The 21,609-nt window shown below is 40.4% G+C and carries 22 protein-coding genes, 1 CRISPR repeat array and 1 riboswitch (1 of these 24 cut by a window edge); of the genes, 4 read left to right on the top strand and 18 right to left on the bottom strand.

Translation table 11 applies throughout. The annotated features are described in order from the left end of the window. A CRISPR array of direct repeats spans window positions 1-277; the repeat unit is 32 nt; unit sequence GTTACAATACACACCCGCCAGGGTACGGAAAT (it extends 216 nt beyond the left edge of the window). 378 nt (window positions 278-655) lie between these two features. Both BQ2683_RS07210 and trxB read right to left on the bottom strand, forming a co-directional pair. Further along, the gene (locus BQ2683_RS07210; protein ID WP_069988338.1) at window positions 656-1,198 is read right to left on the bottom strand and encodes a GNAT family N-acetyltransferase; all 543 of its coding nucleotides are present in this window, start codon (window positions 1,196-1,198) and stop codon (window positions 656-658) included. 117 nt (window positions 1,199-1,315) lie between these two features. Beyond that, window positions 1,316-2,233, bottom strand: a complete 918-nt coding sequence (trxB, locus tag BQ2683_RS07205; protein ID WP_069988337.1) for a thioredoxin-disulfide reductase — start codon at window positions 2,231-2,233, stop codon at window positions 1,316-1,318. Window positions 2,234-2,612: 379 nt separating this feature from the next. Here trxB and nth point away from each other — a divergent pair, with 379 nt between their 5' ends. Together nth and BQ2683_RS07195 are read left to right on the top strand one after the other, a co-directional pair. Beyond that, complete coding sequence (gene nth / locus BQ2683_RS07200) at window positions 2,613-3,248, top strand: endonuclease III (RefSeq protein WP_069988336.1); 636 nt, start codon at window positions 2,613-2,615, stop codon at window positions 3,246-3,248. Window positions 3,249-3,283: 35 nt separating this feature from the next. Beyond that, a riboswitch (TPP riboswitch) is annotated at window positions 3,284-3,383 on the top strand. Window positions 3,384-3,485: 102 nt separating this feature from the next. Next, window positions 3,486-4,040, top strand: coding sequence for an energy-coupled thiamine transporter ThiT (locus tag BQ2683_RS07195; protein WP_069988335.1), 555 nt, complete (start codon window positions 3,486-3,488; stop codon window positions 4,038-4,040). Between the two features lie 95 nt (window positions 4,041-4,135). Here the strand turns inward: BQ2683_RS07195 and BQ2683_RS13225 are convergent, their stop codons facing one another. The 3 genes from BQ2683_RS13225 to BQ2683_RS13735 all read right to left on the bottom strand — a co-directional run bounded on the left by BQ2683_RS13225 (window position 4,136) and on the right by BQ2683_RS13735 (window position 6,175). Continuing rightward, complete coding sequence (locus tag BQ2683_RS13225) at window positions 4,136-4,381, bottom strand: manganese catalase family protein (RefSeq protein ID WP_069988334.1); 246 nt, start codon at window positions 4,379-4,381, stop codon at window positions 4,136-4,138. A 2-nt stretch (window positions 4,382-4,383) separates the two neighbouring features. Then, window positions 4,384-5,961: a recombinase family protein gene (locus BQ2683_RS07185; RefSeq protein WP_069988333.1), complete on the bottom strand. Its 1,578-nt coding sequence runs from the start codon at window positions 5,959-5,961 to the stop codon at window positions 4,384-4,386. A 79-nt stretch (window positions 5,962-6,040) separates the two neighbouring features. Then, window positions 6,041-6,175 (bottom strand): hypothetical protein, encoded by a 135-nt coding sequence (locus tag BQ2683_RS13735; RefSeq protein ID WP_268873770.1) that lies wholly within the window; start codon window positions 6,173-6,175, stop codon window positions 6,041-6,043. A gap of 373 nt (window positions 6,176-6,548) precedes the next feature. On the opposite strand from BQ2683_RS13735, the gene BQ2683_RS07180 reads away from it, so the two are divergent. Together BQ2683_RS07180 and BQ2683_RS07175 are read left to right on the top strand one after the other, a co-directional pair. After that, window positions 6,549-6,962 (top strand): N-terminal phage integrase SAM-like domain-containing protein, encoded by a 414-nt coding sequence (locus tag BQ2683_RS07180; RefSeq protein ID WP_069988332.1) that lies wholly within the window; start codon window positions 6,549-6,551, stop codon window positions 6,960-6,962. Further along, window positions 6,956-7,678: a tyrosine-type recombinase/integrase gene (locus BQ2683_RS07175; protein WP_069988331.1), complete on the top strand. Its 723-nt coding sequence runs from the start codon at window positions 6,956-6,958 to the stop codon at window positions 7,676-7,678. Before BQ2683_RS07180 ends, BQ2683_RS07175 begins: the two co-directional genes overlap by 7 nt. On the opposite strand, the gene BQ2683_RS07170 is transcribed toward BQ2683_RS07175, so the two are convergent. The 13 genes from BQ2683_RS07170 to BQ2683_RS07100 form a co-directional block, all read right to left on the bottom strand. Further along, entirely contained in the window at window positions 7,624-9,147 is a 1,524-nt protein-coding gene (locus BQ2683_RS07170; protein WP_069988330.1) for a recombinase family protein, read from the bottom strand. The two genes, BQ2683_RS07175 and BQ2683_RS07170, sit on opposite strands and share 55 nt — an antisense overlap. Continuing rightward, a complete protein-coding gene (locus tag BQ2683_RS07165) occupies window positions 9,144-10,787 on the bottom strand; it encodes a recombinase family protein (protein WP_069988329.1) in 1,644 nt (547 codons plus the stop codon). The genes BQ2683_RS07170 and BQ2683_RS07165 overlap by 4 nt, the downstream gene beginning before the upstream one ends. Before the next feature lies 1 nt (window position 10,788). Continuing rightward, window positions 10,789-12,408: a recombinase family protein gene (locus BQ2683_RS07160; protein WP_069988328.1), complete on the bottom strand. Its 1,620-nt coding sequence runs from the start codon at window positions 12,406-12,408 to the stop codon at window positions 10,789-10,791. Window positions 12,409-12,544: 136 nt separating this feature from the next. Beyond that, window positions 12,545-12,787 (bottom strand): DUF6870 family protein, encoded by a 243-nt coding sequence (locus BQ2683_RS07155; protein ID WP_476703390.1) that lies wholly within the window; start codon window positions 12,785-12,787, stop codon window positions 12,545-12,547. Window positions 12,788-13,353: 566 nt separating this feature from the next. Beyond that, on the bottom strand, window positions 13,354-13,779 hold the full coding sequence (locus tag BQ2683_RS07140; RefSeq protein WP_069988324.1) for an RNA polymerase sigma factor: 426 nt from the start codon (window positions 13,777-13,779) through the stop codon (window positions 13,354-13,356). 493 nt (window positions 13,780-14,272) lie between these two features. After that, window positions 14,273-14,503 (bottom strand): helix-turn-helix domain-containing protein, encoded by a 231-nt coding sequence (locus tag BQ2683_RS13815; protein WP_338061264.1) that lies wholly within the window; start codon window positions 14,501-14,503, stop codon window positions 14,273-14,275. A gap of 294 nt (window positions 14,504-14,797) precedes the next feature. Then, the gene (locus BQ2683_RS07130; RefSeq protein WP_069988322.1) at window positions 14,798-15,427 is read right to left on the bottom strand and encodes an ATP-binding cassette domain-containing protein; all 630 of its coding nucleotides are present in this window, start codon (window positions 15,425-15,427) and stop codon (window positions 14,798-14,800) included. 17 nt (window positions 15,428-15,444) lie between these two features. Further along, window positions 15,445-16,662 carry an ABC transporter permease gene (locus BQ2683_RS07125; protein ID WP_235843899.1) on the bottom strand — a complete coding sequence of 406 codons (1,218 nt, stop codon included), beginning with the start codon at window positions 16,660-16,662 and terminating at the stop codon, window positions 15,445-15,447. Between the two features lie 94 nt (window positions 16,663-16,756). Continuing rightward, window positions 16,757-18,109 carry an FtsX-like permease family protein gene (locus tag BQ2683_RS07120; protein ID WP_069988320.1) on the bottom strand — a complete coding sequence of 451 codons (1,353 nt, stop codon included), beginning with the start codon at window positions 18,107-18,109 and terminating at the stop codon, window positions 16,757-16,759. Window positions 18,110-18,236: 127 nt separating this feature from the next. Then, window positions 18,237-19,619: a sensor histidine kinase gene (locus tag BQ2683_RS07115; RefSeq protein WP_069988319.1), complete on the bottom strand. Its 1,383-nt coding sequence runs from the start codon at window positions 19,617-19,619 to the stop codon at window positions 18,237-18,239. Continuing rightward, a complete protein-coding gene (locus BQ2683_RS07110) occupies window positions 19,603-20,280 on the bottom strand; it encodes a response regulator transcription factor (RefSeq protein ID WP_069988318.1) in 678 nt (225 codons plus the stop codon). Before BQ2683_RS07110 ends, BQ2683_RS07115 begins: the two co-directional genes overlap by 17 nt. 259 nt (window positions 20,281-20,539) lie before the next feature. After that, the gene (locus BQ2683_RS07105) at window positions 20,540-21,013 is read right to left on the bottom strand and encodes a winged helix-turn-helix domain-containing protein (RefSeq protein ID WP_476703389.1); all 474 of its coding nucleotides are present in this window, start codon (window positions 21,011-21,013) and stop codon (window positions 20,540-20,542) included. A gap of 57 nt (window positions 21,014-21,070) precedes the next feature. Continuing rightward, on the bottom strand, window positions 21,071-21,439 hold the full coding sequence (locus BQ2683_RS07100) for a response regulator (protein WP_069988317.1): 369 nt from the start codon (window positions 21,437-21,439) through the stop codon (window positions 21,071-21,073). Between the last annotated feature and the right edge of the window lie 170 nt (window positions 21,440-21,609).

The raw sequence follows: 21,609 nt of genomic DNA, 5'->3' as shown, positions 1-21,609 counted from the left end.
AGGGTACGGAAATCTTTCGATTAAAATAATTTACACTAAAAAGAACAGGTTACAATACACACCCGCCAGGGTACGGAAATTACACCCCAGAAGGCCAGGAACGCCAGGCGGATGTTACAATACACACCCGCCAGGGTACGGAAAACTGAAGTAAGTAAAGCAAATATGAACCAAAGTGGTTACAATACACACCCGCCAGGGTACGGAAACTTAGCCATTTTTCCTGTCTCCCAAAATGAGAGCGAGTTACAATACACACCCGCCAGGGTGCAGTCTCATTAGATTAGAGATACACCATCTCGAAAAGAAGCTTTTTAACCCTTTTTATCTCCACATTAAAAAGCTACTGATAAGTTTAAGATTAAGCCTTCCATGGATGACAGATCACATTTTAGGCAGCAAAAAAGCTGGTATTACAATTTTGTAATGCCAGCTTTTTTGCGTTGTCCATATAGATAATTGTTATGCCACTCCACCTTATACAATAACCCAAAATCGAACATAGACCTTTTTCCTACAAAATATAAAGGTAAGCTAAATGAAATATTCCTAGATTTTTATCGTGTTTTTTTATTGTAGTATCAATAAATGATTGAAAGTAAGGAAAAGTAAATTTATCTTTTGCTATAAAATTATACCAAGAAATCAATTCATTTCATTCTTTCTTATTGATGTATTCTTCTTTTAATATTGAAAAACACAGGTGGTCTTTTATATCAGTTGGGGAAACTTGCTCTGCCATACGTAAATACCCCTCATAATAAAATCCAGATTTCTCTAAAACACGTTTTGAAGCAGGATTATCTGGATAACAATTGGCAGAAATCAAATCCAATCCCATGACCGAAAAGCCGTAGTATAATACAGCCAGTACACTTTCCGTCATATAACCATTGCCCCAGTAAGTCTTACTTAGGGAATATCCTATCATCCTACTGTTCGGAAAATTCCGGCTTATATCCGGAACCAACCCAATCGTACCAATCAATTTATTCTTTTCCGGAAAGATAATCCCCCATACTGATTCCTGGTTTAAAAAAATTTTTTTCATAATTTTATAGCTCTCTTTTTTGCTTTGATGGGGTAGCCATCCGGCTTTTGGTCCTACTTCCGGTTGACTGCAATATTCATAAAAATCATCCAAATCTCCCTTTACCATTGGACGCAACAACAATCTTTTTGTACGTAATACAGCCATTAATTTCTCCTTTTTCCATCATTGTTTCATGATACTATTAGCAATCTCTTTCTTATCATCCTATTTTTACTATACAAAACAAAAAGGCATAGTTTTGCACCATACCTTTCCGATTATTTAAAAAAATGAATGGCTAATGAAGTTTGCGCATCCAGTTGCTGCTACTGCTCCATCAGCTGCCGCAGTAACTAACTGACGTACTTTTTTGGTACGAGTATCCCCTGCCACAAAAACACCTGGAATATTGGTCTTACAATCTTCCCCTGCCACAATATAGCCATACTTGTCCATCTCAACCCAGCGGGAAAACATTCCATTGTTTGGTTGAGAACCAATTGCTACAAATACACCTACTACTGAAAGGCTTTCTTCCTGCCCTTTATGGGAAATCATTACCTGCTGCACTTGATCCGTTCCCGAAATCTTTGTAACTTCATATTCTAGATGGAATACAATATTATTGGTATTTTGTGCTTGCTGTACATACATAGGGCTTGCTTTGAACTGTTTGCTACGATGGATTAAATGTACAGTACGGCAAAATTTCGATAAATATAGAGCATCCTCTAAAGCGGTATTGCCACCCCCTACGACACACACGTCCTGTCCCTGAAAAAAGTTTCCGTCACAAATAGCACAATAGGAAACCCCTCTACCTTTCCATTCTTCTTCTCCAGCACAACCTAAATCCCGGTGTTTTGCTCCGGTTGCAATAATAATTGTTTTCGCATAATAAGTTTGAGTACCAGCAGTAATCGTTTTTATTCTCCCCAATAAATTAAGGTCGGAAATCTCTTCATAAATAATTTTTGCCCCTAAATTAGTTGCATGTTGGTATAGTTGGTTTGCAAACTCATACCCAGATATTTTTTCAATTCCAGGATAGTTTACAATATCCGGTGTATTAATAATTTGTCCTCCGTGCATCTGGCTTTCAACCACTAAAACGGAAAGGCCTGCACGCACACCATAAATAGCGGCAGAAAGCCCCGCTGTACCTGCTCCAATAATCACAATATCATAGTTAGAATTCAAAGTATATTCACCTCAGTTACGATTGATATTTTTATAAAAAGATGTAGTTTGTCCAACATGTTAACGACATACTAAAAAATTGTAGAAGCCAAATAGTATTCAAAGCATCTCGTTCGATGGTATCGTGTTCATATTATAACAGCTTTACCATACACTAGAATCGCTTATATAGAAAGACATAGATTTGTATGAAACAAATTGTTACTTTATATTATACTACAAACAAACAAAAACAATCAAGAAAAATTTTAACTAGCCTTATGATACCAATATTTTTGCAAAAATAATCATATTATGTCGATAAAAAATAACTTGTGTAACTTTTTTCATTATGGTATAATAAATAATAATAATTACTAGTTTAAAAGAAGGTGGACATATGACAAAAAAAGACCGTGCGTTAAAAGCAGTGGAATTATTAAAACAACGGTATCCAGACGCTATTTGTTCCTTAACATACCAGCATCCTTATCAGCTCTTATTAGCAACCCGGCTTTCTGCCCAATGCACCGATGCAAGAGTAAATATTGTAACAAAAGATTTATTTGAACAATATCCCACCATGGAATCCATTGCTCAAGCGGATGTAAATGATATTATAGCGATTGTCAAACCCTGCGGATTGGGAAATACAAAAGGAAAAGATTTGGTAGGAATTTGTCAAAAATTAATCAGCGATTATCATGGCGAATTGCCCGATTCTATTGAAGAACTTACAAAATTACCAGGGGTAGGAAGAAAAACGGCAAACCTAATTATGGGGGATGTTTTCCATAAACCTGCTGTTGTAACCGATACCCATCTAATCCGTATTTCCAATCGTTTGGGGCTAGTTTCAGTAAAAGAACCAAAAAAGGTAGAAATGGAACTACGCAAAATACTGCCACCAGAGGAAAGCAGTGATTTTTGCCACCGTACAGTATTATTTGGGCGGGATGTTTGTAAAGCACGGGGACCAAAATGTGAAGGCTGTGACTTAGCCGAAATTTGTAAATCTGCTGGGAAAACAGGTTAAACTTGACAAATCATCCAAAAAAAGATAAACTAATAATTAGAAATCGGGGGTGCCATAGGGCTGAGAAGGAACTATTTCCTAACCCTTATACCTGATCTGGGTCATGCCAGCGTAGGGAGTATTATGCTGTAAAAATTCCAGCCTTTCTGCGTATTTGTAGAAAGGCTATTTTTATTGTTTTTTAATACAGCAAAATCTGTTCCGATTTCAAAAAATCATATGAACAGGAGAATTACTATGAAAAAACTCTTTTCTGTCAAATTAACTGTTAAAAATATGGCTTATATGGCGCTACTTTTAGCAATGCAAGTAGTGCTAACCTATGTAGACAATGTTATTCCAGAAATGCCACAAGGCGGTTCCTGGATATCATTTGCAATCATTCCAATCTTTTTAACCAGTTATTTAATGGGGGTTGGCTATGGAGTTATCGTTGGTTGTTTAGGTGCCATAATGCAATTTATTTTAGGATTAGCAAAATATTTTGGCCCTTGGTCTGTATTGTTGGATTACTTGCTTCCATTAGCTGTTTGTGGCTTAGCTGCCCTTTTACCAAATATTAAATTAAAAAAACGGGAAATATGTATCGGAGTAGTATTATCAATGGTTTTAAAATTTTTAAGCCATTACCTTTCTGGCGCGTTGCTTTTTGCTAGCTCTGCTCCAGAAGGACAAAATCCATTTTGGTATTCGTTTTATTATAACCTTCCTTACAATGCTATTACATTAGTTTCCAGTATTATTATTGTATCCTTGATTTATCCTCCGCTTAAAAAAGCAATTAAATTATAACAATACAATAGCATGCAAAAAGGGCCTTTCATCGATGAATAAACCCAATAAAATGGGTCTATTCAAAGATGATAAGGCTCTTTGTATATCTCAAGCTACTTTCTTTTCTTCTTGCGGTCAAATGCAGGGTTAAACGCATAGAAATTCTTGCTATTTAATTCATCTTGCACTTTTCTCAAGCTTTCACCAAAGCGTTGGAAATGTACAATTTCCCTAGCACGCAAAAATTTTAATGGATCCCTTACATCTGGATCATCAACTAAACGTAAAAGGTTATCATAGGTGGTCCGTGCTTTTTCTTCTATAGCTATTAGAAATGACCAACAAAAAAGTAAAATCAAGGTTAAAAATTCCAATGAATTACAATCGGACGGATTCTCGTCCCTTTTTTTCTTGAACCGATTTCTATGTAGTCTATTAGTGTTACGACCATATCTCTTGTTAATTCTTGAACATTACTATACTGTTCAATTAGTTGTTGTTTGCTGGTGCTTTCTTCTTTTTGATTTTCAATTTTTTCAATATTAACTAATACATCAGTTGCGAGTTTTTCATACTTCATTTGTTCTTTTTCAAAATCGCTTATAATCTCATCTAAATCAATGGATTGTATAACCCCGTTTAATTTATCCAAATAAACCTGTTTGATGGAAGTTTTACATTTATCAATCTGTTTGTGATAAAGTTCTAAAAGTTTTTTATTTTCATCTAGTTTCGTTTTTGTTTTGTCCTCTAGTTCCAGTTTTCTTTCCAATTCGTCTTTGTCCAGAAATTCTTTTGCTAATTTATGAATTTCATTTAATATGTAATTAGAGAGCCTTTTTTCAGAAATCATAGAACCAGAGCAGGATTTTTTATCATAAAATCTGGAGGAACATCTTAAATATCTCTCATCATGATATTTCGCAGCTCGCATTGTATAACCACAGTTTAAGCATTTTACTTTCTTACTAAACAGCCCAATTTTCCCAGTGGTGTCAAATGCTTTTGATTTCAATTGGATTAATTTTTGCGCCCTGTTCCATAAATCAATATCAATAATCGGTTCATGGGTATTTGGTACAATAACCCAATCTTCTTTCGGTATCATTACCTTTTTACGGCATTTATAGGAAAGGTTTTTCTGACGGCTCTGCACCATATTGCCGATATACATTTCATTTGTCAACATATTGGAGATGGAAAAATATTTCCATAAATGTCCACAACTACCGCCATTAATTTTAAATCTAAGCCCCTGCTGTCGTTTATACTCGCTGGGGTTTGGAATTCCCTTTTCATTCAAATATCTAGCAATCGCTGTCTTTCCCATTCCGTCAACAAATAATTGAAAAACCAATCTGACAACTTGGGCGGCTTCCTCATCAATAATCAAGTGCCCTTTGTGTTCTGGGTCTTTTTTATATCCATATACAGCAAAGGAACCAATATGTATACCCTCCCTCTTTTTGTGGTCAAAAACTTTACGAATATTAATAGAAGTGTCTTCCAAAAACCATTCATTTACTAGACCATTTACTTGACGCTGTTTTTTATTATATGGGTCTTCGGTGTCCGCATGGTCTACAATGCTGACAAATCGAATTCCCCATAATAAAAATTTTTCATGAATAATATCTTCAACAATTTTAATTTCTCTAGTAAATCTGGATTGGGACTTGCAGAGTACAATATCAAATTTTCTTTCTTCCGCATCTTTTAACAACCTGTTAAATTCTGGTCTATCACGGTCGGCACCGCTATAATCTTCATCACAGTAAATGTCATAAATATTCCATCCTTGGTCGGAAGCATATTTGATTAGCATATTTTTTTGATTGATAATGCTTTCGCTTTCATCACCTTCTTTTTTAAACCTATCTTCATCGGATAAACGGGGATAAATCGCAACCAACGGTGTTCTATTTTTATAACTTTTCATATCAGGTTGTTTCTCCTTTCAAAGAAACAATCCCACTAAATATTATTATACAACAATATTTTGCGGGTTTGCAACAATATTAAACATTTTTTTTAGACTTTTGAGCATGGCTTATAATGTCAAACATTTTTTGATTGAATTTTATTTTTATTTCTTCTTTCGTTTCCGATTTAAAAATATTTTTAATACCATCTTTTGAAAATTCTTTTGACATGTCTATCACCTCTGTAAAATATATGTCAAAAGAACTAATTTAAAAACCAAAAAGGGGTTGAAACACATTAAAAGTGTTTCAACCCCTTTTATATAAATGGAATAAAAGTTGTAGTTATTTCATAGTTATAAGTAGTAAAATATGTGCTTTTCCTTTCGTATAGCTTGTAGCTATACGAAAGGACTTCACGACTATTGATACCCCTATTTTATATCAAAAAATGTCTTTTGTAAATGCTTTTTGTCTACTTTTATGAACTTACCGAACCATTTTTATGTTATCTTACTATCAAACACTTTATTTTCTAGTAGATTTTTTTCTATTAGGGGTCAAATAAGGGGTCAATTTTTTATAAAGAAAGGAGCTTTTAAACATGGCTAAACATGGCGAGAATATCCGTAAAAGAAAAGATGGTCGCTGGGAAGCAAGGGTCGTTGTTCCCAACTTTGGAAAAACAAAATATAAATCTATTTATGCCAAAACCTACTCTGAATTAAAACAGAAATTACAAACACAACAGCCAACCGAGAAAACACCCTATCATAATCCAAAGGAATTTGAGGAGATTTGTTCTGAATGGCTGGCAAATATACAAATAAAAAATAAACAATCTACTTTTACAAATTACCAGTACATCTTAGAAAGGCATATCCTACCTTACTTTAAACAAATAGATAGAAATGAAATCCAACAAGAAACAATCCACGATTTTATCAAAAAAAAACAGAAAACGGCAGGCTGGACAAAAAAGGCGGGCTGTCCCCTAAAACAGTCCTTGATATGGTAAAGATATTAAAGCAAATCCTTCATTATGGAGAAATAAAGGGGTATATCCCCCCTATCCAATATGAAATTACAAAGCCTAGTGTACCAAGGAAAGAAATAGAAGTATTAACGGAAGAAGAACAGGTTAAATTGGTAAAATATATAAAAGCCAATATTAGGAACGAGATAAAAGGGGTTGGTATCTTATTATCCCTATATGCTGGTACTAGGTTAGGGGAAATCTGTGCTTTGCGATGGAAAGACTTGCGACTGGATATAGGTATTATTAATATTACAAAAACAATGCAAAGGGTCAAAAATACAGATAAAGAAGCGGATACAAAAACAAAGATTGTTATAGATACCCCAAAAACGCAAAACTCTATCCGTCAAATACCTATCCCCGATTTTTTATTAACAGAATTAAAAATATGGTCTGAAAGATACCCAGAAAATGCTTATATTTTAACAGGGGACACAGAAAAATATATTGAACCTAGAAGCTATCAGAATAGTTTTAAAAGGTATTTAAAACAAACAGGTATTAGGAATATTAATTTCCATGCGTTAAGGCACCCTTATGTCAAGTCCACGACAAAAAAATATGGAGATTTTTTTTCAACTTCTAAAAGCCAGTTAAGAACCGCAATTCCTAACTGGCTTTATCAATATACCCTGAGCTGTTATGCCAGGTCATTTTTTATTTTTAGCACGATTTCAACCCTCTTGTCAGGGTAAATAAAGATTTTTTCAATCAGCATATCAACAAGTTCAGAAGTCAGTCCTTTGTTTTCAACCAAAGACTGTAACACATCTTTTTGTTGGTGCCGACGTTCTTTTTCCTCTTGTTCAGCCTCCAGCCTTGTCATTACAACAGCTTTTATATTCTGCACTTCAAGCAATCGCTGTTCGATAAGCACTTTCTGTTCTTTATAGAAGTTAACATCAATCTGCTTTATTACAAGCGCCTCATAGAGTTTACGCTTTTCTTCCTGCAGCTCAAAAATCTGATTATCAAATTCAGCTCGTCTCACCGCAGCCTTATCGACGGGTTTTAATTCATTCGGTCCATCAATCCCTAAAGATACTTCAAACTGTTTACAGAGAAATTCATATACTATGGCTTCCAATTCCTTTTCCCGGATCGTCATACCATAGCAGGGCTGTGAAGAATCCATATAGGAAAACCTGCAGCGGTAAATGGTCTCATTGGAACGGTGCATAGCATGTTTGCAGGATCCGCAAAATACTTTTCCTCGAAGGGGATAGTTATGCTGTTTTCGTTTCGGAATTTTAAACCGCTTAACGGAAGCATTGGCTTTCTCAAAAAGTTCTTTGCTAACCAATGGGGCGTGATGATCGGGAATCTTGATCCATTCGCTTTCATCTTTTGTCCGCATACGGTTCCCGCCTATCTCTGTTACAGCCTTTTTTCCTATCACATAAGTACCGATATAACGTTCATCCGCTAACAGCCTCAAAATAGTTGAATTAGACCATACGCCATTTGTTCTTGATACATCGTGATACTTTTTGCCTTTGAGAGCCTTGTATTCACCCGGTGTAGGAATTGCCTGACTATGAAGCTCTCTGGCAATCTGCGCACTGTTCATACCGGACGCAGCATATTCAAAAATCGTCTGAACAACACCGGAGGTCTCTGGATCGGGAACCATTCGGTTGTTGTTACCTTTACAATATCCATACGGACAGATCTTACTCTGATATTCACCGCGGCGCATCTTCATGTACTTTGCTGTTTTGGTCTTAACAGACATATCCCGGCTGTAATATTCACTGATAAGATATTTGAAAGCAACTTCCATACCGCCGGTATCGCCTTTGAGTTTTTTTGTATCAAAATCATCACCCACAGAAATGAAACGGGTATGAAAAATTGGAAAAACACGTTCAATGAAATATCCGGTTTCCAGGCTATTGCGTCCAAATCTTGAAAAGTCCTTTACCATGATACAGTCAATCCGGTTCGCACGAACTAGATCAAGAAGCTCCTGGACAGCAGGGCGTTCAAAATTTGCCCCGCTGTACCCATTATCTACAAACTCCATCAATTCTGCATTTCCGTATTCTTCTAAGCCGGCAGCATGTTCTTGAAGTATCATCCGCTGACTTGAAATACTTAAGCTGTCTGTTTTGAAATCTTCCAAAGACAGACGGATATATAAAGCAATCACATATTTTTTCATTGTGCCACCGCCTTGCTGTATTCTTGAAATTCTGTACGGAAGCGGAATTTTATAGAAACATGTTTATCGTGATCCACTTCGATACGCTCAATCAGACGCGATACCAGTTCTGCGGTCAAGGTGCATCCTGCCTTCAGTTCCTTTTCGTCTTTTTCAAGCGTCTTATACTGTTCAAACTGTTTTTTAATCTTTATGGCTTCTTTTTCACATTCTGCAAGTTCTGCTTTAGCAGAGCTCATTTTATTTTCATAGTTCTTTTTCCAGAGAAAGAAATCGTCTTTATCTACCAGACCGCTTACCATATCTTCATACAACACCTGAATGCGATCCTGGTTCTGTCGGATTGTACGGTTAGCGGTATTACGACGATCCTGCAATTCTTTTTCCTTTTTACGCCATTGGGTTCCATCCTCAACTAAAAGGGCATAATCTCCTAAAGCAGCGGAAAGCTCCTTTTTCAGAATATCTATCACGGTATCAATTAGTTCATTTTCTTTTATGGAAATACCGACACATTTTTTCTTATGGACCCTGCTAGGAGTGAGGCAGTGAAAACGGTAAACATCCTGCTTTTTCCGTTGCTCCCTTTGACGGTGCAGACTCTTTCCACAATGAGCACAGAATACTAATCCTTTAAAAATATTGGGGGAATACGGAACCTTTTCCTTCATCTTGCATTTTTCGGCAACTTCCATTCTGTATTGCTGAACTGCCTCAAAAACTTCCCTGGAAACCAGGGCTTCATGGGTACCGGCAACAGAAATAAGGTTTTCCTTTCCGGCCGGTCTTTGTTTATGGGCGATTGTTTGGGTATGGCCCTGAACCATATCACCGGTATATTTTTCTTCTTTGAGAATCTTCATCACAGTACGTGTCTGCCAAAAGCCGCTACCCACTAAATTTTCATGCGTGATTTCCCCGGTAGAATACTTATAATTGCTTGGCGCAGGATAGCCGCCTTCATTCAGCATCAGTACAATGCGGTTCAAAGCGATTTTTTCATAGGCCCACTGAAAGATCTGCTGGACGACCGGAGCTGCCACCGGATCTACAATCAGCTTATGGCAGTCATTGGGATCCTTTTTATAACCAAAAGGGGCACGGGCACCAATGTATTTTCCTTCTTTCATATCCTGTCTTGCCTGCGCTTTGATCTTACGGCCAATGTCAATCGAATAGGCTTCATTTATCATATTTTTCAGCGGAAGGATAATGCCGCCATGCAGGTTATCAGGATTTTCAGAATCAAACTGATCTGTTACAGCGATAAACCTGACATTATGAGAAGGAAAATATTGTTCTATGTAGTATCCGCTGTCAATAGAGTTACGTCCAAGACGAGACAGATCCTTCACGATCACGCAGCCGATTTTTCCGGCCTCAATGTCGGAAAGCATACGCTGAAATCCCTCACGATTGAAATTGGTCCCGGTCGTGCCGTTATCTATATAGGTATCATAAATACGAAATTCCGGTTTATTGGAAAGGTAGTCCTCCAGAACCATTTTCTGTGTTTCGATGGAATTACCACGCTTTTTGTTATCTTCCACAGATAAGCGGATATATAAAGCAGTATCGATAAACGGAGAGACCGATGTAAAAATAGGTTCTGCAATATGTTTTCTGCTCTTTCTTGCCATCTTAGACCACCATCCTTTCCTGTGCCGGAGCAATCAGAGAAATTGCTTTCTCATATTCATTCTGATAGTTAAATTCAATTTGAAATTCATTTTTCCCAACCACCTTGATACTATGAACAAGCTGGATCATTACTTTACGGTCAAGTTCTTCAATTTCAGAAAATCTCTTGAAATTCTCAATCCAGCGGTTCCGTTCGCTGCGATTTTCCATAACATCTGTCCGTTTTTCTTCCAAAGCGGATATTGCCTGTTCAAGCTGAGTGATACGAACATTATAGGTGTTCTTCAGGTTTAAAAACTCATGCTTCTCAATCAATCCGCTTACCATATTTTCATAAAGACTGGTTTTGAATGTCTGTATCTGCTCCAACTGCTGATTGTTCTGCGCAATCTGCCGGCTGTATTCCCGGATCAGTTCTTTATTGATACGGCTCTGATTGATACCGGACAGAATTTCTTCCAAAGAAACAACATTATTAACAAATCCCTTTACACTGTCCCTGACACATTCCATCAAGTCGCTTTCTTTTACCATAACAGGGTTTGTGCAGCCACTCTTCTTCCCGGTAGGGCAATAGTAGTAGTGGTACTCTTTGTCTTTATAACGGTTTGTCTTTCGGATCATACGGGCGCCGCAGCAGCCACAGATCAATATGCCGGAAAATAAATAGACTTTATTTTTACCGGGAGAAGTACGGGTATCCAGTTGCCGGATCTTCTGTACCAGGTCAAAATCGTGAGGCTCAATAATCGCCTCGTGAGCGTGTTCTACACGAATCCATTCGGACTGAGGGCGGTTTTCAATTTCTTTCAGCTTGAAGTGCTGTGAGCCTTGTTTTCCCTGAACCAGAGTGCCGGTATAGGTTTCGTCCTGCAAAATACGGACAATCGTAGTAGAGGACCATTGACAATCTTTTCTATCGGTATATCCGTTTTTAGCACAAGGCAGACCATTCATTTTCTTATATGCAAGAGGGGAAAGTGTGCCTAAGCGGTTCAACTCATTTGCAATGGCATAAGGGCTGAAACCTTCCAGGCGCATCCTGAAAATGTTTCTGACTACCTGAGCGGCATATTCATCTACCACAAGGAGATTATGATTTTCTTCGGATTTACGATAGCCGTACACGGTAAAAGCACCGACAAAGTCTCCATTTTTACGCTTTGTTTCAAGAGAACTGCGGGTTTTCAAAGAAATATCACGTGCGTAAGCCTCGTTCATAATGTTTTTTACAGAGACAGTAAGGTCATCCCCGGCGGACTCATTGATCGTGTCGATATTGTCGTTGATAGAAATAAACCGTACACCATAAGCCGGAAAAACACGCCTCATATAACGGCCGGTTTCAATATACTCACGTCCAAGCCTGGAAAGATCCTTTACAATCACACAGTTGATCTTTCCCTCCATGATGTCGTCCATCATTTCTTTGAAAGCAGGGCGGTCAAAAATCACACCACTATAACCGTCGTCCACACGTTCCGAAACAAGTTCGATCTCCGGGTGATGGCTGGCAAATTCCTCAATCAGCTTTCTTTGGTTTCCAACACTGTCACTTTCGTTTGACTTATCATCCGTATAAGATAATCGGATATACTTCGCAGCTTTATAAATCTGCATACAAAAACACTCCTTTCATTACGGAAAAATCCCCGCAATTCAAGGAGTGCAGTATGCCTTATTGTTATTCAATTCCTTTTCCGATTCTTATTATAACGCTCCATGCGGGAAAAAACAGCCCCTAAAATGTAAATTTTTATCGTAAGATGCCATGCAGACATTCTTCTAATGTAGCCCCGTCCGTACAGTAAGTAGCACGCACAATAAACTTTCCACATCTAAAATGACAGGGGTTCTTGATCTGTCTGACGAACTCGGCGATCCGTTCCTCACGCGGAAGTTCCTTGTTAACGGATACACTGCGAATATCCACCAGATTATCAGCATAAGAAGTTTTTTGTTCCATTTTTCCAGCTCCTTTCCGTAAATTGATCCTCAATCAAAATCACATGGATAAAGCCGGACCTGGACTTGTAATCTAAGCCCGGCTTCATAGTATCTGATTTCGATTTTATATGCCGTATTTGCCACGCATCCCCGGCAGTTCTGTTGACACAGAACAGGGATTGCTATGGGCTGCGGGAAGCTTGACCGCATCATAGCCCCGCAGTCGCCGCCGCTTTGCCAGAGCAAGCGCACGCCGCAGGAACTCCCCCCAAGTCTTTAGGAGGCCGTGAAGAAGTACCATTGTCATCTGCGCCGTCATCGCGCCCGAACCTGCCACAGCCGGGTTAATAGGTTGCGTGGATCGCTCGGACAACCAGGTTCATCACCTCCTTTGGCTGTCTGTCATGGCGCCGCCCTATATGCCGCTCGGTACGCAGAATGATGTACCCATAGCAACGTATATTCACTTGTCAAAGAACTATGAGGGAGAAAAGGCAATCAAAGCAATCCAAATTGGAAATGTATCGGAACGGTTCTGTCCGATCCAACCACAATGGCTTGTCCTGCCAATAGGTCCCTTCATAATACAGTACATTTTCAGGGTAAAAGTTAGTGGGCCTATAAATTATTTTTAAAAAAATATTCTTGAAGCTGTTTTAAACCTCTGTTAATGCTCTGATGAACTGAGATTTTACTGCAGTTTTCCACTCTGGCAATTTCCGTTTGGCTCATGCCGAGAAAATAATGTGCGTAGATCCTCTGACGTTGTTTTTCTGATAGAGTAGCAAGTCCCTTATAGATCATTTCAGTCACCCTATGCTGTTCATAAATATCTGCAGGTGATTTTTGGTCTACAAGGGCTTCATATTCAATTCCATCTCCAAAATCCAAAGAAAAATATGCTTTGTGTCGATATGTATAAATCCGATATGCTTCGTCGCGTAATTTATAAGCTCTTAAAATATCGGCAACTTCATCCGGTACTTCTACGATTGTGTCTGTTGTGTAAAATGGGTAATATTCCTTTAAATTGATTTGTTTCATATGTAATCCTCCAATTTCGATTTGTTTGTGAGTGAACAGCTAAAATCGAAATCAGAGGGTGGGGAGCGACACCCTGAAAAAAATAGAAAGACGAGATATTTTCCTATAAACGCAAAAGTGCGCGTCTGTCCGGTGACAGGCGCGCACTCATACAGCCCTAATGATTGACTGAAAGGGAAATATTGAAAAATATAATATTTTGTCGAATGGAAAAACCCCGCAATCCAAAACCAGATTACGGGGCATAATGATAGATTTGGCCGACAGCATCGAGGCCGGCATGATGACCTCGGTAGCATAACCATGCCCTCCCTCCAAATCAAGGAGGGATAGACAGGCTTGTCAGTTATCAGCCTCCTTCTATCTATTTGAAGGAATTATATATAGTCTTTTGCTGATTTTTTCCGACAAATCTTCCAGAAGTATCCTTGTTGCGGCAAAATCTATCATAAATATAATTTTATATATGTTTTTTTGTGCATAATACATAAGGTTAGTCTAAATCAAATTTATAGCCAACCCCATATACACTTTTGATATAGTCTTGCACATCCGGTGAGATTTTGAGCTTTTGACGGAGATTGCTCACATGATTACTGACTGCCTTGCGGGAATAGGAGCCATATTCTTCATTCCATACTAATTCCGTTATCATTTCATAGGTAAATACCCGTTTTGGATTCATAATGAGAAGGGCAAAAATTTCAAATTCCTTGACGGTCAATTCGATTATCTGTTCACGAATTATAACAAGCCTTTGCTCCAAGCAAAAGTATATTTCAGCTTCTCGTATTTCCGTTAGAGGCTGACCTGTCCACTTTGAAACAAAATATTTACCATGAAAAACAGGGTAGCATGGAATGTCAGCCGAATTGATACCGCCCGTTTTATCTTCAAGAACAAATTGCGTCAGTTCCTTTTTCTGATCTACTGTAAGTAAGGCAAACAGCTTTTTACCAATCTGTCTGCCATTCTCCGCTAAATCAAGTACGCATAATTTCCCAAAATGATATTCCTCCTATTCGTTTTGTAACTGTCCACGTTTTAAAAAAAATACCACATCAGCTTGTTTTGCCAGTTCACTCGAATGGGTAACAACTACCACGCACTTATTCATTTTGTGTGCACTCTCTTTGAGAATCTCTGTAATGCCTTGAGCAGTATCCTCATCTAAATTCCCGGTAGGTTCATCTGCCAAAATCACCGGAGCCTCGCTTGCCAGTGCCCGTGCAATCGCTACACGCTGCTGCTGGCCGCCGGAGAGTTTTAATACATTCCGCTTGGCTTCCTCTTTCGTCAGGCCAAGACGCTCCAAAATCGGTAATGGCGGCAGCTTGGAGGTTAAAGCCACATTTTCCATTGGTGTGAGATAATCGATCAAATTGTATGCCTGGAAGATAAAGGATACATGGTTTTTCCGATGATCTGCCAGCGATTTTTCCGAGATATTCTGTCCGTTGAACAAAATCTGTCCGCTTGTAGGGCTATCTAAACCGCCCAGCAGAGAAAGCAGGGTGGTTTTGCCACACCCGGATGGGCCGAGTATGGCATACATCTTTCCCAGTTCCATTTGGCCGCTGATTCCTTTCAAAACCCCTTGTTTTCCGTCATAGCTGTATTTCAGATTTGAAAATTCTAAAATGCTCATATTATCTGCCTCCTGTTTTAATCCATTTGTGTTAGAATCGCTTTCGGTTTCAGACGGATTACCGCCACCGACGCTGCCAGTACTGCCAAAATCAAGATCAGTGCGCCGATGCCATATACTGCCGCCATATCCGCAGAATGAATAACCACGCTTAATCCGTGAACATCACTGGCAGTTTGGCTGACAAGAAAAGCACCAACCTGATCCGCCAGCAGAGCAGACAAACCAAAGGAAGCTGCCGCCGCAGGAATGGCGATAAAAAGGTTTTCCGACAAAAACTGCAGCACGATCTCCACCTTGCTTCTGCCTACTGCCATTAAAATACCCGCCTCTTTCTTCCGGCCCCGTGTCCAGAGGATCAGCAAAAGGGTGATGATTGCCGCTCCTGTAATGGCAATCACCGTGACCGCCGTATTCACCATTTTTTGGAGAGAAGAAAGGGGATTGGAAATCAGGTCAAAATCCGCTGTATCCGTGGAAAAGGTGAAAGTCTTGCCTTTGATCTCCGGCAGGTTTTGTATGGTCTTGAGGATGTCCTCTACATTTGCAGCCGAATCCACATATATCTCCAAAGAGCCGAGTTCCAACACCGTTTCATTCCATATCTTCTGATAGCTGTTCATATCAATATATCCTTGATTGGCGGGAATTTGGTTTGACATCATCGCATCTTTGGACATTCCCTCGGTGCCGCTGAAAATCCCCACAATTTCAAAGGTATTTTCAGAATCCGTGTCCAGATCGTACATAGATATATGATCTCCTACGGAGAGGTCGTTTTTATCCGCAAGTTCTTTAGAAATCATTACAGCAAAAGAATCATCCTCTTGAATGTGACGCCCTTCCATCAGCGTATAAGTACCGTCCATAAATTTTCTATTCAAGGCCGAATTAAACGTGACGGTGTAGGAGGAAGGATTGTAGGAATCTCCGAAATTAAACGCCCCAGGAAAGTATTCAAAATCGATCGCACTGCCCCAATAATCACTGCTCTCTGCGCTGTATGCAACAACACCGTCTACTTTACTAACAGCATCGATCACTTCCTGTGTGATAAAATCGCCATTATACTCATATGAAAATCCATATTCATCTCGTGTTCCAGAATCATAGTTTTCCTGGTTGTCACTGTCGGTTTCCATATGAATCGAAGCTCCGACAGTTTGTTTTACTTCGTCTGTTCCCTCCGCAGCAGCGTGCCCTACGGATAAGGCAATCAGCGCAGCAGAAGCCAACAGCGTAAAAACCAGCAGCAGGATGATACTCCTTATTTTTTGCCGCCAACAGTAGCGGACTGCCCGTTTCAAAAAATTCATGGGAAATGCCTCCTTAACTCATTTTTGTTAAAATCTCTTTTGGATTTAAGCGGAGAATGGCACCACTGGCCGCCAGCACTGTCAACAGGACAGCCGCCAGCTCTCCGGCAAGCAGCGCACCGGAATGAAGCAGATCCGGCTGCAAATAATTTACTCCGCCGCCACCTGTCTGCAGTGCCGCAGTTCCCGTTCCCTGGGCCAGCGTGCCAAACAGCAGGCCATTCACCGGGCCGGAGCAGAACAGCCAAAGTAGAAAAGCGCTGAGAAATCCAGCGATCAGAAGCCCCCAAGCCTCCAATGCAAACTGCCCGATAATTTCCATTTTAGGCTTGCCCACGGATAGGTAAATCCCGGCTTCCCGGATGCGCCCCCGTATCTGCACCATGAGGATCAGCATGAGAATGACAATCCCCAAAGCGACAGCAAGGGCGATTAGTGCCACAGCTAGGTTTTGAAGATTTTGAAGCTGCCCGGCGATCTGCTCGTATTGGAAATCATTTTCTTTTAAGATGTGGTTGTCCCAATCAATGGATTGGATGGCCTCCACACGATCCATCAGGGTATCCAGCTTCAGAGGGTCAGCAATGTAAAAGGCGATTTCCCCCTCGAAAACGCCTGCCTGCTGCTCCTGCAAATTCACCAGCAGATGGCTGTCGGAATAAATATGGTTGACCGCTTTTCCGGCGGTGGGGGCGTCCATACCGTCGTCGGCCCCATCGGCTTGGAAAATGCCCACGATTTCCGCTTCCGCAAACGCTGTCTTTTCTGGGATCGTGTCAATATACGTCCCATCATCCTGCTGATCCAAACCGGCATGGGTGAGGGGGAGTATGTCCCCAACTTTTAGGTTGTTTTCCGCCGCCAGTTCTGCGCTGATAAGGATTTTATTCTCATCCTCCGGTTGGATATGGCGACCAGAGATCAACGTACATTCCTCATTCAGAAACACATCGGTCAACTGGGAATCTCGCACAGCAGTCACTTGGCCCATATTGCTGACCTCATTGTCACCAGCTCCCGGTAGAAAATGCAACTGTTCGCTTTTGGCATACCCATAGTGCTCCGTGTTGTAGGCTTTCACTTGTCCTCCGGCAGCGTCCACGATCTCGTCTATGCTCTTTTGGGAAATGGTGGGCGTCGCTCCTTCACTGACCGCGCCGCCCTCAAAAATCATCTGCTGGTAGGGGCGGACATAAAAGGCCGCGCCAATATTGGAGCGCAGATCCTTTGCTGCCTGTTCCGTGCCGTTTAAAACGGAAAAGCAGACCAGCAGAAGGGCTGATACCAAAAAGAAAATCAAGAAAAGCAGCGTCGCTTTCCCCTTCTTGCGGGCTAAATACAGAATGGCCCGCTTGTACATGTGCATAAAAACACCGTCCTTTCATTTGATGGTGCTTCCATCATACAAAAGGACGGTTTATTTTTGATTTAGATTTGATTTAATTTTGATTTAGTTTTTTAATGAGAGCAGGTAAAATCTGACGGACAAATTACTATTTGTTGCTAACTAGATTATAACAAAATTCCACCGTAAACTCCACACCCTGTTCCGTGTTCTGCACGCGATACCGGAACCCGTGCAGTTCCAGAATCGTCTTTACAAGGTACAGCCCTAGGCCGCTGCCGCCGGTAGATTTGTTCCGGGATTTTTCCACCCGGTAGAAAGGCGTGAACAGCATGGATAGATCTTCCTCCGGGATAGAAGCGCCGGTATTGGTTACAGTTAGGGAAGAAGGCGTGAGATGGATAAAGACCTCCGCGCCCTCCGGCGAATGGCGGATGGCGTTGCTCAGGATGTTGTGAACGGCCTTTTCCAACAAGGAGGCATTGCCCCATACCGTGACATCCCATGCAAGCTGGGAATGGATGGCGACTTGCCGCTCCCGGGCCAGCGGGAGCAGTGCTCCCGTGACTTTTGAGAATGTATCCGTCAGCGGCACCTGCTTCGTTTTTCCCGCCAGGCCCTCCATCTCGATTTTGGAGATGGCAAGGATCTCCTTGACCAGCCGCTCCATGTTTTCCACTTCCTTGAGGGTCCACGGCAGCACATTCCCTGTGTCCTTGTATTTGCCGATGCCCAGGATCATGCTCTCAATCTGGCCTTTCAGTATGGTGATAGGCGTTTTCAACTCATGGGAAGCAGCGGCGAAAAAATCCCGGCGCTGGCGGGAAAGCTCGGTAATATGCTCCATGTCCTCCCGCAGCTTTTGGTTGGCATGCTCCAATTCCTTCATAGCGGCGTCCAGGCGCTTTGCCATAAGGTTCAGGCTGTTGGCGAGGACGCCCAATTCATCGTTACGGTCCACTTTGCACTCCCAGGTCATGTCCAGGTTCGCCATCCGTTTGGAAACCCAGCTGATCTCCAATATGGGCCGCACCAGTACCCGGCTGCATAGGAACGCTCCTAATGCTGAGATAAGCAGAATCAGCAGCAACAAAAGGGGCAACAGCTCCAGAAAAGCCATAGTCAGTTCCTTACCGGCAGAAACAGCCGCTGTAATGCTGAGATAATAGTTCCCATTCCGATCCGCAAACTTCACATCTACTGCGGTCGTCATAACTTCTCCACGCTCTACACTCTGCTCATCCACTGTGCCGAAGGTGTACATATTGATTCCATCGTTCAAGATCACAGAAGCCCGATTGCTTTGACAGAATTGTTCGATAACATCCCCGGCGTCGTCATAATCGGTTTGAGAGAGTGTATCAATGAGTTGTTCCATTTCTGCCTCAACCCGGCTACTTGCCACTACCGTGTAGCTTTGGGGCAGGAATATCATCACCATGCCGTAAATCAGCAGGCTGCACAGGATGAGCAGACCTGCAATCCACAGAAAGACCTTCGCGCTTAAACTGTTTTTAATCTTCTTTCCCAAGCCGGTATCCCACCCCTCTGATCGTTTCAATAATATCTGTTCCTAATTTTCTTCTCAAATTCATGATATGGATGTTGACGGTTTTTTCATCCCCGATAAAGTCATACCCCCATACCTCGTTGAGCAGATTGTCCCGTGTAAACACACGTCCAGGATAGAGCATGAACCGTTCCAGCAGCCCATATTCCGTATGTGTGAGGGACACAGGTATTCCATCAACAGAAACTAAATGACTTTCCCGATCCAGCCGTACCTTTCCATAGGTAAGGATGTTTTCTGACATTTGTGATTCGCGTTCTTTTACCCGCCGTAAAACTGCCTCAACGCGCAGCAGTACTAATTTTACAGAAAACGGCTTTGTGATATAGTCATCTGCTTTCAATTCAAAGGCTTTGATCTGCGCTTCTTCCTCATCCAGTGCAGTCAACATAATAATCGGAATGCTGGATTCCTGACGGATGATTTCACACACTCCATATCCGTCGATTTTCGGCATCATAATATCTAATAGGATCAGATCAAATTTCTGCTTCTGAAATAATGTAATACCTTCCAGTCCATCACTGGCAGCAGTTGCTTCATAACCCGCATCCGTTAGCAATTCCTTTAATATATCCTGAATTTCTCTTTCATCTTCTATGATTAAAATTCGTTTACCCAAAATATCACCTCAATCGCATTATAACATGCCTTTATTTAGATTTGATTTAGAAACTATTAAAAAAAGAATATTTATGTGGCTGGCAAGCAATGCAAACATGTACATGTTTACGATTTTTTGCAGGTAGAAACCTGCAAAAATGCTTGTTGAGGGATAACCCCCAAGCCCCCAAGATCGTTACCACAGGTAACGGCTGCGCGTCCTTACGGACACTGAAAAAACAAAGAACACAAGGTCACAATGCCTTGTGTTCTTAATTTTAAGGATCGAATTTATAGCCAATCCCATATACACTTTTGATATAGTCCGGTGAGTCAGGAAAGATTCTCAATTTCTGCCGCAGATTACTCACATGATTATTGATTGCCTTGCGAGAGTAGGTAGCATATTCTTCACGCCACACCATTTCTGTTATCAACTCATAGGTAAATACCCGCTTAGGATTACGGATCAGCAGGGCAAGAATGTCAAATTCCTTAACCGTCAGTTGAATTATTTGTCCATGAGCCATTACAATGCGTTGTTCCAAGCAAAGAGATAAGGGATCATTTTTAGCATCTGGAACATTAGTAACTTTCTTTTCAGAGAAAGAAAAGAAATGGGGACAATCAGTTACAACACAAGTGTGTTTATTCTGAAAGATGAACTGCATAAGTTCTTGTTTCTGATTTTCATTGAGTAGAAATAATAGTTTTTCGCATATTTGTGTTCCTGATTCTTCAATATCTAGCACAACTAATTTCCCATACTACCACCACCTTCTTAATCTTCCAAAATCACTGCTATGTCATTAAATACAATGAACAAATTTGTTGGATAACAAAACTGCTTTAATATTCTTCATCACTGACTGGCTTCCTTTCGAAATAAAAACAGCCCCTTTTTTAACTGCTAATTTAATTTCTATACTGTCCTCTCTGCCGGAGAGAAGAATGAAAGGAACATGCATCCCTTTTTGTTTTACCTGTTCCAACAAATCCAAACCTGTACCGTCTCTCATGTTCAAATCAGAACAGATACAATCTACACTTTTGTCTCTGAGAACAGATAAAGCATTTAACACCCCAGTTGCAGTATAAACCTCGAAATCTTTGGAGAGTACATCGGATAAGATTTCTAAAAATGATATTTCATCATCAACAATCAAAATCTTTTTCATTCCCGTTTTCCTCCTTTTGTATGACTTTTTTACAAAATTAAAGTTCCTTTTCCTTTATATTAAATCCTATTTTTGAAGATTTCATAGAGATTTATAAAAAGCAGAAAATACAGCGCCAGCTTTAATATTCAAAGCCGACGCAGGATAAAATAGGCACACCCTAGTCGAAT

The sequence above is a fragment of the Massilioclostridium coli genome, from assembly GCF_900095865.1.
GTDB lineage: Bacteria > Bacillota > Clostridia > Oscillospirales > Ruminococcaceae > Massilioclostridium > Massilioclostridium facile.
Note: the sequence above shows the minus strand (reverse complement) of the source record. Positions and strands in the feature narration are given on the sequence as shown.